Here is a 13,702-nt window from a genome sequence, read left to right as displayed (position 1 = left end):
AATGATGATTAACAATATAAAAACCACTTTTTATAGTATTAAATTGATATCAATAGCAAAAATGTTTACGAAAAGAGCCTTTCATAAAAAGATGCTAGGGTAGGAACGCTAGAAACGATAATTTTTTCATTTTTAGCTCCTAGTAAGATAAACAACAATTAATAGGAAAAATAGTAGAAAATAGTAAGATACCTAAATTTTATAGACAAACCTAACTGGAATTCTTTATTATTAAAGGTAGATATTACATTACAGTTGCGTGGGGTGCTATCATGAATTCAGTTGGGAAAAAGCTCACATTATCATTTGCAGTTATAATAGTAGGAATGTTCTTTGTTAGCGGTCTAGGTATTTATCAACAACAACAAATGAACGAAAAAACAGAAAAAATCACGACAAAGTGGTTGCCTAGTGTGGAATCAATTAATAAATTGAATTATATGAAGGAGCATTTATTCAGATTAGAACTTACATATATAAATAAACAAGAAAATAACATAAAAAATAAAATGGATTATACGATTGAGAAAATAGAGGAAGAAATTGAGTTATATGAAAATAAAGGCCTATTAATTGAAGAAAATAGATTGTTTAGTGAATTTGTGTCATTGTGGGAAAAGTATATCAACTTTCATTATGACTTCATTGATAGAATTGACGAGATGGGAGACAACCAGGATATCGATGAAATAAATGAAATGGTAAACACTGCTAGTAAAATTTTTGATAATACAAACGTCTATGTTGATAAATTATTAGCCATTAACAAAAATGAAGCGATAAAAGCAAGTGAGGAAAGTACAGTTGTTTTTGAACAAATGAGATTATTGGCAATTGCTGTATCGATAGCAATTATCGTAATTACAGTTGTATTGTTACTTGTCTTAAGAAGAAGTATAAAAAAACCATTATTACACGTATTGTATGGACTAGACAGTCTTGCAAAAGGAGATTTCTCAATTGATCCTTTACAAGTGAAAAATAAAGATGAAATTGGTAAGTTAGGCACTGCATTTAATGTAATGGGTAAGAACGTTGCAAATCTAGTCCGCAGTGTGATAAAGAACGTTGAGCAGGTTGCTGCATCCTCTCAACAACTTACTGCAAGTGCTGAACAAACTAGTAGAGCTAGTGAACAAATTTCTAACGATATTCAAGAAATTACGAGCGGTGCAGAGCAGCAAATGACTGGTGCAAAAGAATCTTCAACTGCGATAAATGAGATTTCTAAAGGAATGACAGAGGTGACTGCTTCAATTCAATCAGTTGCACAAGCTTCTGAAATAGCGAAGAAAAAAGCTACATCAGGATCAGCAGTCGTTACTCAAACAGTTGAACAGATGAATCTCGTTCACGATAAAGTAGAAGCAACTTCAATTGTCATTGATGCATTTGGGGAAAAATCTAACCAAATTGGACAAATTGTCTCATTAATAACTGATATTGCTGATCAAACTAATCTATTGTCATTAAATGCGGCTATAGAGGCTGCTCGAGCTGGAGAGCACGGGCGTGGTTTTGCAGTAGTTGCTGATGAAGTTCGTAAACTCGCGGAGGAGTCTAGCCGTGCTGCAAACAAGATACATCACATTATAAATGAAGTGCAAGTTGAATCTACGAAAGCAATTACAGCAATGAATGCTGGAACAACTGCTGTTCGAGATGGGATACACCTCGTCAACCAAACTGGACAAGCGTTTAGTGAGATTGAATCTAGTATTAAGGGCATTGCAACTCAATCATTAGAAGTATCTACTGTCGTTGAACAAGTGAACACCAATGCTCAAAGTATTATATCTGTAGTTGAACATACTTCATCGATCGCAGAACAAGCAGCTGCAAGTACACAACATGTTGCAGCGGCTGCTGAAGAGCAAAATGCTACGATGGAGGAGGTGGCATCGTCTGCAGAGGCTTTAAGCCATTTAGCGATGGAACTTCAGGAGTCCATTAACCAATTTAAAGTATAAGCTGTATATTTTTTCAGGAAAGCTACTCATCAAATTGAGTAGTTTTTTGTGTCTGAACGCTACTTTTTACCTTGTTTTCGCTATTAATATAGCGAAAGGAGGTGAGAATCTTGGCTCAAGCGATTATAACTGACTCTCAATTACGGATTATTTACGATTTAGGCATTGATGAGGAAGGAAAGCAAATATTTCGTAATAAAAACTACAACAATGTTAAAACACAAGCAACAACAGATGAACTCTATACTGCTGCTGAAGCGATTATTAGTCTACAGGAAAATGAAGTGCATCGTGTTGAAAGAAACGACTCTCAACAACTTGTTCAATAATATTAACTTTAATTTAGTAAAGTAGACGGTGATAATTGAGCATTATTAACCATGCATATTGTAATGAGGAGGTGTAAGTTTTGGCAAAAACTTTAGAGCTGAAGTTTGGGAATGAAGAAGGGAAAGTAAGTACAATCTCTATTGAATATCCAACAGAACCAGTTGATTCAACGCATGTATCTTCAGTCATGGATACAATCCTTTCATCAAACGTATTCACTTCATCTGGTGGAGAATTTACAAGTGAAAAAGGTGCACGTGTTGTTGAACGAAATGTAACAGACATTGAAATATTGTAAAACCTGACTTAAGTTGAGTGTATTATTAAGGTCGCCCTCATCATTAATACGTTTAAGTAAAGTTATCAATCACATAGAGTGTTCATGTTGTATGGCGGTCTATTGATCATTTATTATGCTAACTTTTGTACATGAAGGGGGGAATTGGAATGGATCAATGGCTCTCTTACGTTAGTGAAGTTGGCTTTCCCATTGTCATATCATTTTATTTGTTACATCGTATTGAAGTTAAGCTTGATGTTGTGATACGAACGATAAAAAGCTTACAAAATAAAAGTGGAGATGAGTTTTTACCGAGTAAGAGAAGTAGCTAATTCAAAATTTATTTCCAACTCAAGGTCCCATCTTTCTTGATGGGACTATTCTATCAGGTGTAGCAGTCACTTCACTAATTTTTAGATATACAGTTTGTTTTAACAAGTTTACTATCCTTCAACGACTGCATCATAGCTTCATCATTTTGACATTGATTATGGATGAAAAATATGTTAACATAGTTAATGTTTTTTATGAAGGCTCTTTTTCGCACACTTCATTGTATGAACCTACAACAGCAAAACGAGGCCTTTGTCGATTGTCATCGTTTTTATCGAGGGAAAGAAGCCACGAAAATTTCGTTTTATACCTGTTTATTGTTTAATGCAGATATCAACAATGATTGCGAAAACAGCCTTAATGAAACTAGGACAAACTCTAAAATAATGGAGGCCATCATGAAAAAGGTTGGATTTTTACTTATTAAGATGGTTGGGCTAGTAACATTTTTTACAGCATTTATTTTTAGTCTTGAAGATGTGTTAGAACATCAAACAACAATTTATGTAGGTATTGTTGTTTGGGTGTGCTGTGACATGTTAGCTAATTTTATAATCGAAAACAAATCGATAAAAAACAAATTGGTAGAGCTATCAACTATTTTAACTCTGTTTGTAATTGGACTTCTTGTTCCAAATTATTATTTCAAATTGTCCATACTATTAGCTATGGCGATAATAACATTTATGTTTAATAGAAAAAGTCAGTCTTCGATTGCATAGCGAGACTGTCTTTTTTTGTTCCTGTTGATAACTTATATGCTTTATTGATATAGTAAATTACGTATTTAAAGGGTATCATCGTTGTGATAGTTTAATTCATGAAATTAGTGGATAATATTCTATATATTTACTTAAGTGTGAAATTTTTAAATGTCTAACGATCATATTTAGTACAACATGTAGGGAATTCTTATTAAATAATAGATTTTTCTGAGTGATTAATTTATAATCTACAATTAGAATATTTTTTATGTTAACAATTGAAAGTTAATGGGGTGTAAAAACAGATGAGTATAGATTTCTTAAATTATCCTTATTCTTCACAACGAATGACAACCTTTGCTAGCAAAGGTATGGTAGCCACATCACAACCTTTAGCAGCTCAAGCTGGCTTAGATATTTTGAAAAAAGGTGGAAATGCCATTGATGCAGCTATAGCAACAGCAGCATGTTTAACTGTTGTAGAACCAACTTCTAATGGTATTGGTGGCGATGCTTTTGCATTAGTTTGGACGAAAGGAGAACTGCATGGTCTAAATGCAAGTGGTCCAGCTCCTAAAAATATTTCAATTGATGCGGTTAAATCGAAGGGTTATGAGAAAATGCCTAAATTCGGTTGGTTACCGGTTACCGTACCTGGTGCACCGAGTGCATGGGCAGAGCTATCAAAAAAATTCGGTAAACTACCATTGACTGATGTCTTAGCGCCGGCAATCGAATATGCTGAAAAGGGTTATCCGATATCACCTATATTAGGTAAGTATTGGAATTCAGCTTATAAAATATTCAAAAAAATATTTACTGATAAAGAATTTACTCATTGGTTTGAAACGTTTGCTCCTGAAGGAAGGGCACCTGAAATTGGGGAGCTTTGGCGTTCTCAAGGACATGCGGAAACTTTACGTTTAATTGCTGAAACAAATGGAGAGAGCTTTTATCGAGGGGAGCTTGCAGAAAAAATCGCAGCTTTCTCAAAACAATATGATGGCTTTTTAGCATTGGAAGATCTTGCATCATATAAACCTGAATGGGTAAAACCTATTTCAGTTAATTATCGTGGTTATGATGTATGGGAGATCCCTCCTAACGGACAAGGCCTTATTGCTTTAATGGCACTTAACACACTTAAAGGATTTAATTTCTCAAGTAAAGACGATGTTAATACATATCATAAGCAAATTGAAGCAATGAAACTGGCATTTACTGATGGTAAAGCATATATAACTGATCCAGACCATATGTCTACTTCAGTTAACGAACTACTGTCTGATGAATATGGACAAGTTAGACGAAACGAAATAACTGATCAAGCTATATTACCAGAAGCTGGTAAACCACCAAAGGGAGGTACAGTTTATTTAGCTACAGCTGATGAAGAAGGAAATATGGTTTCATTCATCCAAAGTAATTACATGGGATTTGGATCAGGTTTAGTTGTTCCAGGCACTGGTATTGCTCTGCAAAATCGTGGACAAGAGTTCTCGCTCGACGAATCGCACGAAAATGCACTACAACCTGGTAAAAGAACTTACCACACAATTATTCCAGGGTTTTTAACGAAAGATAATGAGGCGGTTGGACCATTTGGTGTAATGGGAGGGTATATGCAGCCCCAAGGTCATTTACAAGTCGTAATGAATATGATTGACTTTCATTTAAATCCACAAGCAGCACTTGATGCCCCTAGGTGGCAGTGGATTGATGGTAAAAAAGTTAGAGTAGAGCATAACTTCCCGAATCATATAGCTCAACAACTAGCTCGAAAAGGTCATGAGATTGAAATTGCAACAGATCGTGGAGAGTTTGGTCGTGGTCAAATTATTTGTCGTGACAAGCAAACAGGTGTGCTCTCTGGTGGTACAGAGTCACGTACAGATGGTACTATTGCGGCATATTAGAAATCCAATGAAATAGATTATGGTTTAAAGTAACTTGTACTTAAAGCTTGACTAGAAGGAAATGATGAAGATGAAGCAAATACACCTTTTTTTAGCATTTTTTAGAGTGGGTATGCTAGGTTATGGTGGTGGCCCGTCCAGTATTCCATTAGTACATAAGGAAGTTGTGGAAAAATATAAATGGATGAATGATGATGAGTTTGCAGATGTGCTAGCATTAGGTAACGCGTTACCTGGCCCCATTGCAACAAAGATGGCTGGATATATTGGTTATCGTGTTGCTGGTATATTAGGGATGATCAATGCAGTACTCGCGACAATTGTTCCAACAATTTTGCTGATGGTTCTGTTGTTAACATCATTAACATCTGTCAAAGACCAACCGTGGGTTATTGGGATGACAAAAGCGGTAATTCCAGTGGTTGGGGTAATGCTAGCTGTATTAACATGGCAGTTTTTAAATAACGCTCAAAAAGGACTGGGCTGGTCAAAGACAATTTTTTTAGCGCTTGTTAGTTTATTGTTATTAGAAGTATTGAATGTACACCCTGGAGTCATTATTGCCATTTTATTATTGGTAGCTCTCATGAAAAAAGATAAAATAGGAGGGACTTCCAAATGATATATTGGCAAATATTCCTTGCTTTCTTTATACCAGGAATACTTGGGTACGGTGGTGGACCTGCTTCAATTCCGTTAGTTGAAAATGAGGTTGTACACCGTTATCATTGGTTGACTGTTAATGAATTTAGTGAAGTTATAGCAATTGGAAATGCATTGCCAGGCCCAATTGCAACAAAAATGGCCGGATACATAGGGTACCAACAAGGTGGTGTCCTTGGTGCAGTCACCGCGATTTTTGCAACTGTCGCACCTTCACTTATCTTAATGGTTACGTTATTAAGTATTTTATATAAATTTAAAGACTCGCCAAAAGTGAAGCGTATGACTGCTTTTATAAGGCCTACGATTGCTGTGTTACTAGGGTTAATGGCTATGCGCTTTTTTGTTAATTCGTATGAAGGCTCAGGTACGCTACAAACAGGTATCTTAATAATTCTTAGCTATTTGCTATTGGAAAAATGGAAAGTTCATCCAGCTTATGTGATTGTTGCAGCACTTGGCTATGGTGCCATTTTCCTTGGAGGATAACACCCTTAACTTGGGTGTTATCTTATTTTGAGCTTGGATTAACTTCGCTAATTCTTCAGCAATGGAATGAACCTTGGTTTATCATTTAACTCATTGCTAATCATATATTTTGCTAGCATATTCTCCTCAAGCTTAATGCGATGTTTTAGAACCACTGCATTTAATACAGTAAAAACAAGGGCAGTCAAATAAGCTTCAAACATAATAGGAATAAGAATGAACTCGATAATTACTACTGCATAATTTGGATGCTGAACATATTTATAGGGTCCTTTTGTTACATATTCTACATTCGGTAAAATGATAATCTTCGTGTTCCAATGTTTTCCTAATGAATGTAGTGCCCAAACTCGAATAACTTGAGTAAGAAAAAACAAGCTTAGCAATAATGGCCAAGCTATAGATAACGTTTTTCCAAAAAAATTAACTTCTACAACTAATGATAAGAAGAAGCAACTATGTAGTAACACGATGAGTGGATAACGATCTTGTTGAATGACTATTCCACCTTGAGTAAGCATCCATTTCTCATTAGATTTTGCAATAGCAATTTCAGACAGACGTTGAATAATGATAACAGTTAAAAAAATAGTAAAAATCATACTTACACCTCCATTAATGTTATTTCCATGTTAACAGCGCTAATTCGGCTGAAAATCCTGGTCCCAATGCAATGGCTAAGCCTATTGATCCTTGCTTTACATGCTGTCGCATAACTAAATCAAGTACATACAAAACAGTTGGGGAAGACATATTGCCATATTGTTGAAGAACTGTTAACGATGGTTGTAATAAGTCATCACTCATATGTAAACAACTCTTATAAGCTTCAATGACTTTTTTTCCTCCTGGATGAGCAATAAAATGATTAATATCATCAATGTTTAAGTCATGTTGTTCTAAAAAAGAATGGACGACAGGTGACAGCCAAGAGTTTACTAATGTAGGAATATGCCTTGAGAAGATTACTGAAAGGCCGTCATTAGTTACATCCCACCCCATAATGTCTTCGGAATTTTTCATAAACACTGACTGAGTGCATGAAATATGAGGGAGAGTATTCAGCGTTGATAATTGATCAGCATTTACTTCATCCCCTACAACACATAAGGCAGCAACACCATCAGCAAATAATGACATTCCGACTATGTTACTTTTTGAAGCATCGTTTTTTTGAAATGTTAAACTACATAATTCTATTGATAAGACGATGACCTTTGAGTGAGGGTAAGCTTTACAATAGTCAAATGCACGGGATAAGCCAGCTACACCACCAGCACATCCTAATCCCCATATAGGAATACGCTTCGTATGATTAGCAAAAGGAAGGATATTCATAATTTTTGCTTCTATCGTTGGTGTGGCAATTCCTGTACTTGATATGAAAAAGATGGCATCAATCTCTTCAAAGTGTATCTGTTCGTTCAAATATACATCGTTGTGTAAACATTTCTTAATTGCTTCTGATCCGTATTGTACTGAACTTTCAATATAAATATTATTTTTTTCTTCAAACGTATGCTCCTGCTTGTACCAATCAACATTTTTAGTAAAATGACGTTTCTCAATTTCAGTATTTTCAAATACACGAAGATACCGATCAAGGTTAGTTATTTTGTCTTTAAAGAGCTCTTGTGCAATTTCTTTAGTTGCTAATTGATTAATTTGAAAAGGAGGGATGTACTTACTTATCGAAATAACTTTTGGCATAAAAACACCTCATTTACATGTTATGTTTATTGTGTAACATAATGGAAATTAGTATACTTCTTAAAATTTTTCTCTAAGTTTTGAATCACCATTATATGTTAGTCGGGTCGCAAGCTATTTTTAATAATGATAGAATAATAGAACGAAGAATATTGATTTTATAGCTAAATATACTCATTTCAGAAGGCTCTTACTGCTATTGTCACCAAATTAGCAAAGTAAGAAGGGTTTAATATGTTTAACACCTTTTTTCAGATGAAAGGATGCCACAAAGGATAGTTGTGTATGTGTAAATCAAAATACAACATTCAATGTGGAAACAGCCTTTTAAAAATAAAACCCATATATCAAATGGGATAATTCTAAATATCTAATTGAATCATGGAATCTACATTGATGGTAATTAACTCTCTACTAACAAAATGTAAATAAAGAAATGGCAGAGGTGTTTTAATGAATATGAGTAAACAACAACCAAAGAACAATGTAACACGCTTGTATATAACGAGACACGGTCAAACTGAATGGAATGTTATAAAAAGGATGCAGGGTAGGAAAGATACACCCCTTACAGCATATGGGGTCACACAGGCTCGAAGCCTTGGGAGTAGGCTAGAAAGTGTAAATATAGATGCTGTATATTCTAGCCCAAGTGGTCGCACGTTAGAAACTAGTAAACAAATCATTGGAAAACGAGATATCCCTATGCATACAGATGCCCGTTTGTATGAAATGGCAATGGGCGAATGGGAAGGGTTAACGACCGATGAAGTAAGAGAAAAATATCCGAAGGAAAGTGCGCTGTTTTGGTCAAAACCACAGCTCTATGAAAGCAAATCTGGTGAAAACTTTTTTGACGTTCAAAAACGCAGCCTCGATATGCTTAAATATGTTATTAATGTGAATCAAGGAAAAGATGTATTGCTTGTTACCCATGCCATTGTACTTAAAACGATGATGGCTTATTTTGAAAATAGACCTCTTGAAGAACTATGGAAAGGTCCATTTATACATGGTGCAAGTTTATCTACTGTGGAAATAGGTGATCATAATAATGAGATACTATTGCATGGTGATACGACACACTATGAGAAGTGAATGCAGATCGTTATAATATAATCAATTCATGACTAAAGGGCATCTAACAAAAGGGGAGAGCTATAATGTTACCAGGGCGCTCCTTCTTTATTATAATATTTTTACATTTATAGGATAAAGATAAGGTTCCTTAAGGGCATTTATTGTTTTCCATTCAGTAATTTTGATGTAAGGAAGTTCCATTCCGTTATAGTTCGTAACATCCAAAACTCCTTTGGCCTCGATCCATGTATCCTGTTCAATACTAGAGGCTTCATTGAATTCTGAGAGGAATCCGATGATGCTGGCATCTGCTACACAATGAGTAATTAGAAACCTCGAAATAACAAGCTGATTTTCTTCAAATCCATCCTCCTTGTAAACAAATCCCTTTAATTCAATATTTCTCCCTTTGAATTTACTTACATCTTTACTAATTTCCTCATAGTAGGCATTAAAAACAAAGTCATTCATTTCAATTATAGGCATCGTCTCTAGCATTTGAATAAGCTGAGTAAATTCTTCCTTTGAAATCTCTTTCTGGCTTTCCGTAATATTAGGATTGACAAGGTTATCATCAATCGAAGCATCACTTTGTGTATTATCATTAATCGATGTATCACTTTGTGTATTATCGTCATTCGTATCATTTGCTGGTGTATTATTTGTATCTTTCTGGGAAGATTTCTGGCTGGATAAAACCGCCATACCTCCTTTTTTAGCAGCAATAGAAGAATCGAGAACTTTCGGAGGCAGAAAAAACCCAGTTAATAAAGGAAAAATAATAATCATATAGGATATGAACTTCTTAACATTAAAAGCTGAATTGCCATGGTCATGTCCACAGTTATTGTCTTCATGGGAGCAATGCTCGTGGCTAATATCTTTAACACGCCAGATTCTTGTTATTTGGATAAAAAACAAAAATAAAAAAATGACTGAAGCAGACTGACTTAAACCGACATATTTAGGGTTGATAAATTTGGTAATGTCTCCAGTAGAATGCATCTTTAAGATCATTGCTGAAAATGTTAATAGTATCAATGCTCTAAAAGCTTGCTGATAAGAAATTTTCACGGTTCTTCCTCCTTAGATAAAAGTTTGCAGCATCATGATTACGATGAATACTGTAGATGAAATCAAAGCAAGCAAGCCGATAACAAACTTATACCGGAATACACTTAGCAACATTAACGTATTTTTTAAGTCGATCATTGGTCCGAATATTAAGAAACCTAAAATCGAAGAAGTAGGGAAAATACTACTAAAGGACGCACCGATAAAGGCATCCGCTTCAGAACATAAGGATAAAACAAATGCTAATCCCATCATAACGAGTAAAGAAGAAACGGGACCGCTACCTGTCTCCAATAACGCCTTTGCCGGTAAATAGGTTTGTACAAACGCTGCTAAAAAAGCACCAATAATTAGAAATTTTGCCATATCAAAAAACTCATCAATAGCATGAATTAACATAGACCAAAATCTATTCGTAAAAGATTTGTTAGCTGAATGTGCGTGTGAATGTGTAGCTTGTATACTAATTGGCGCTTTTAATGGGTTACCTTTAAGAACGACGCTTATTGTCAATGCAATCAGAATAGCAATTAAGAAACCTAAACCCATTCGTAGTCCAGCAATTTTAAAACTGTTGCCAAATGCCATATATGTAGACGCAATGACAATTGGGTTGATTAGGGGACCCGTTAACATAAAACCAATGGCTGCATAAATCGGCACACCCTTAGAAATAAGTCTACGAACAATTGGAACGATGCCACATTCACAAGCAGGAAAAAGCGCTCCAACAGTGCAACTCATAATGACCGCCATTACTTTATTTTTGGGAATCCACCTTTCTATATGTTCTTCGGTTACGAAAATTTGAATCATTCCAGCAATTAATACTCCTATCAAAACAAAAGGAAGAGCTTCTATTAATATACTTAGAAAAATAGTATTCAAATTCAGTAAAGAAGGAGGAAAAGTAAAGATACCACTAAAGCTTGTACTAAACGACAAAAGAAGAAGAGTTAAAGCAATAATCGCTAAACCTGTAATATCTATAATACTACCTCGTATAATCTTATTCATGTTAACCTCCTTTTAATAGCCTGTTATAATTCCCCTATTAATTAGATATTAATAGGGGATAAATAATAAATCTTATAATTTTAAATTTTAAAAATGTTCTGTATAATAATATATTCCTCGTCTTGAGGTCGATAGTTAGTATACATTCTTAAGTTGAGTTTTGTTTAAAAAACGATTAATCATTTAAAGCTGTCTTTATGGTATGTAAATTCATTCTCATGATGCTGAAATAGTCATCCCCTTGCTTAATATTTTCTTCTGTCAAGGACTCAAGATTATGGAGAGTTAGAGATTCCGCTCCCAATTCCTTCTGGATCGTTTTTACTACTTTTGGTGTAACACTTTGTTCGAAAATAACATAATGAAGATCATGTTCTTTTGATTCTTCAATAATATTTTGTAACTGTTTTAATGAAGGTTCCTGTGTAGGAGATAAACCAGTAATAGCGATCTGTTCAATACCATAACGTGCTTCCCAATATCCATAAGCTGCATGAGATACTAAAATAATATCCGTCTTGGAGCTTTCAATTGTACTTTTAAATTCTTCGTCAAGTTTTTCTAAGTTCTCTTTTAATTGAATATAATTGCTTTCAAATATTGAAGCATGTTCTGGCTTTAATTCACTCAACTTATTTTTGATATTTTCGGCGAGTTCGATTGCACGGAGAGGATCCAACCAGATGTGAGGATCATAATCACCGTGGTTATGATCGTCTTCATCCACTTCAATGCTTTCATCTTCATGACCGTGTTCTTCAGCGTTAGTATTTTGCTCTTCATGACCGTGTTCTTCAGCGTCAGCATCTTGCTCTTCATGACCGTGTTCTTCAGCGTCAGTATTTTGCTCTTCATGACCGTGTTCTTCAGCGTCAGCATCTACCTCTTCGTGAAGATGTTCCTCGTTTTGAGAGGATTCTAATAGTTCAATGCCTTCTCCTGCTTCTAAAATAGTAACACTTTCATTTTTCAAGGACTTAATAGCATTTTCTGCAAACGCATCAATACCAACTCCACTGTAAATAAACAAATCAGATTTCGCTAGAGCAACCATGTCTTTTGCAGACGGCTCAAAAGAATGGGCATCTACATTTGGAGGGTAAATACTTTTCACATCAACATAGTCTTCGCCAATTTTTTTCGCAAAATCTTCAAGTGGATAAATCGTAGTATAAATTGTTATCTTTTCATTTTCAGATATTCCTGTTTTAACAGTTTCAGAGTTTCCGCAGCCTGCAAGAATAAGACTCATAGCAAAAACTAAAGTATAAAAAGATTTGTTGATTTTCATGTTGTTAGCTCCTAACTTAATAAATTTGTGTAATTAAAGCGTTTAAAAAAGGTAAATCGTAATCATTTCGTTTTATATACTAAATCATGTATATTAGTTTGTAAATGGTTTAAGAACAATTTAAAAAATTTTTACAATAATGTAACATATAAAAAATAGTTAAATTACTTACTAGAAAAATGGGATAAGGAGTTTGAAGATAGAATTATGGAACTTGTTTTAATGGGGATTGTTATGAACAAAGAAATTGAGTTTTTATAAGATAAATGTTTGTTAACAAAAGCAGTTATCGCATTGATTATTGCTTTTTGTTCTATGAAATAAATACTTAAAACCAAGCAGTTTTGGCATCTTTTCTCTTGTTAAGTAAGGTCATTTGTTGCTGTTCTAAATTAGTCCCAAGGGCAACAAAGTTTGCGAAAAAGTACCTTAAACGAATAAAGAAATGAACAACGACTGCTCCAAGATTATTTATTTTATTGAGAAGAAAAATTTGTAACAATCACGAAAAATTAATTTTTGAAAATTCTAATGTGGATGGGCAGTATGATAAAAGTTATAAACTTTAAAAATAAAGGAGTAAATTGGAAGAGCTAGATTGCGGAAGAATGCAAGATATTGTGAAGAAATGTTAAAAGGAGTTTAGTAAAACAGAAAATCCCATTACTTCCACCAGATTCTTCATTTTGGGGAGTATCTACATTATTACCTTTTTGAAAGCTTGAAATGATGGCATAAAATTGTATAAGATTAAAGTCGATTTTAATTACATCTAAAACCTTTTATTGTGTTATTGTGTTCATAAAGCCTCCATTGTGATTTAGAGGTAGTTTAATCAATGGGTC

Annotated in this window: 14 protein-coding genes; 9 read left to right on the top strand and 5 right to left on the bottom strand. The window is 34.4% G+C overall.

The genetic code is table 11. The annotated features are described in order from the left end of the window. Positions 1 to 272 precede the first annotated feature (272 nt). The 8 genes from SLH48_RS13980 (at position 273) to SLH48_RS13945 (ending at position 6,685) form a co-directional block, all read left to right on the top strand. Complete coding sequence (locus SLH48_RS13980; RefSeq protein ID WP_320258681.1) at positions 273 to 1,970, top strand: methyl-accepting chemotaxis protein; 1,698 nt, start codon at positions 273 to 275, stop codon at positions 1,968 to 1,970. 110 nt (positions 1,971 to 2,080) lie between these two features. Further along, positions 2,081 to 2,299: a DUF1659 domain-containing protein gene (locus SLH48_RS13975; RefSeq protein WP_320258680.1), complete on the top strand. Its 219-nt coding sequence runs from the start codon at positions 2,081 to 2,083 to the stop codon at positions 2,297 to 2,299. Between the two features lie 80 nt (positions 2,300 to 2,379). Then, a complete protein-coding gene (locus SLH48_RS13970) occupies positions 2,380 to 2,598 on the top strand; it encodes a DUF2922 domain-containing protein (protein ID WP_320258679.1) in 219 nt (72 codons plus the stop codon). A gap of 149 nt (positions 2,599 to 2,747) precedes the next feature. Next, positions 2,748 to 2,912 carry a YvrJ family protein gene (locus tag SLH48_RS13965; RefSeq protein ID WP_320258678.1) on the top strand — a complete coding sequence of 55 codons (165 nt, stop codon included), beginning with the start codon at positions 2,748 to 2,750 and terminating at the stop codon, positions 2,910 to 2,912. Positions 2,913 to 3,311: 399 nt separating this feature from the next. After that, positions 3,312 to 3,635, top strand: coding sequence for a hypothetical protein (locus SLH48_RS13960; protein WP_214481334.1), 324 nt, complete (start codon positions 3,312 to 3,314; stop codon positions 3,633 to 3,635). A gap of 287 nt (positions 3,636 to 3,922) precedes the next feature. Then, the gene (gene ggt, locus SLH48_RS13955; protein ID WP_320258677.1) at positions 3,923 to 5,533 is read left to right on the top strand and encodes a gamma-glutamyltransferase; all 1,611 of its coding nucleotides are present in this window, start codon (positions 3,923 to 3,925) and stop codon (positions 5,531 to 5,533) included. 70 nt (positions 5,534 to 5,603) lie between these two features. Next, positions 5,604 to 6,155 carry a chromate transporter gene (locus tag SLH48_RS13950; RefSeq protein WP_320258739.1) on the top strand — a complete coding sequence of 184 codons (552 nt, stop codon included), beginning with the start codon at positions 5,604 to 5,606 and terminating at the stop codon, positions 6,153 to 6,155. Next, positions 6,152 to 6,685 (top strand): chromate transporter, encoded by a 534-nt coding sequence (locus SLH48_RS13945; protein WP_214481331.1) that lies wholly within the window; start codon positions 6,152 to 6,154, stop codon positions 6,683 to 6,685. Before SLH48_RS13950 ends, SLH48_RS13945 begins: the two co-directional genes overlap by 4 nt. A gap of 47 nt (positions 6,686 to 6,732) precedes the next feature. Here the strand turns inward: SLH48_RS13945 and SLH48_RS13940 are convergent, their stop codons facing one another. Beyond that, positions 6,733 to 7,287, bottom strand: coding sequence for an isoprenylcysteine carboxyl methyltransferase family protein (locus tag SLH48_RS13940; RefSeq protein WP_320258676.1), 555 nt, complete (start codon positions 7,285 to 7,287; stop codon positions 6,733 to 6,735). Between the two features lie 19 nt (positions 7,288 to 7,306). Continuing rightward, on the bottom strand, positions 7,307 to 8,395 hold the full coding sequence (locus SLH48_RS13935; protein WP_320258675.1) for a type III polyketide synthase: 1,089 nt from the start codon (positions 8,393 to 8,395) through the stop codon (positions 7,307 to 7,309). A gap of 453 nt (positions 8,396 to 8,848) precedes the next feature. Here SLH48_RS13935 and SLH48_RS13930 point away from each other — a divergent pair, with 453 nt between their 5' ends. Then, positions 8,849 to 9,493: a histidine phosphatase family protein gene (locus tag SLH48_RS13930; protein ID WP_320258674.1), complete on the top strand. Its 645-nt coding sequence runs from the start codon at positions 8,849 to 8,851 to the stop codon at positions 9,491 to 9,493. A 90-nt stretch (positions 9,494 to 9,583) separates the two neighbouring features. On the opposite strand, the gene SLH48_RS13925 is transcribed toward SLH48_RS13930, so the two are convergent. The 3 genes from SLH48_RS13925 to SLH48_RS13915 form a co-directional block, all read right to left on the bottom strand. After that, the gene (locus SLH48_RS13925) at positions 9,584 to 10,549 is read right to left on the bottom strand and encodes a TIGR03943 family putative permease subunit (protein ID WP_320258673.1); all 966 of its coding nucleotides are present in this window, start codon (positions 10,547 to 10,549) and stop codon (positions 9,584 to 9,586) included. Positions 10,550 to 10,561: 12 nt separating this feature from the next. After that, positions 10,562 to 11,566 (bottom strand): permease, encoded by a 1,005-nt coding sequence (locus tag SLH48_RS13920; RefSeq protein ID WP_214481326.1) that lies wholly within the window; start codon positions 11,564 to 11,566, stop codon positions 10,562 to 10,564. A 175-nt stretch (positions 11,567 to 11,741) separates the two neighbouring features. Next, complete coding sequence (locus tag SLH48_RS13915; RefSeq protein WP_320258672.1) at positions 11,742 to 12,857, bottom strand: metal ABC transporter solute-binding protein, Zn/Mn family; 1,116 nt, start codon at positions 12,855 to 12,857, stop codon at positions 11,742 to 11,744. Between the last annotated feature and the right edge of the window lie 845 nt (positions 12,858 to 13,702).

It is taken from the genome of Cytobacillus sp. IB215316 (genome assembly GCF_033963865.1).
In the GTDB taxonomy this organism is placed as follows: domain Bacteria; phylum Bacillota; class Bacilli; order Bacillales; family SM2101; genus Nanhaiella; species Nanhaiella sioensis.
This window is presented reverse-complemented; position numbering and strand designations above follow the sequence as displayed.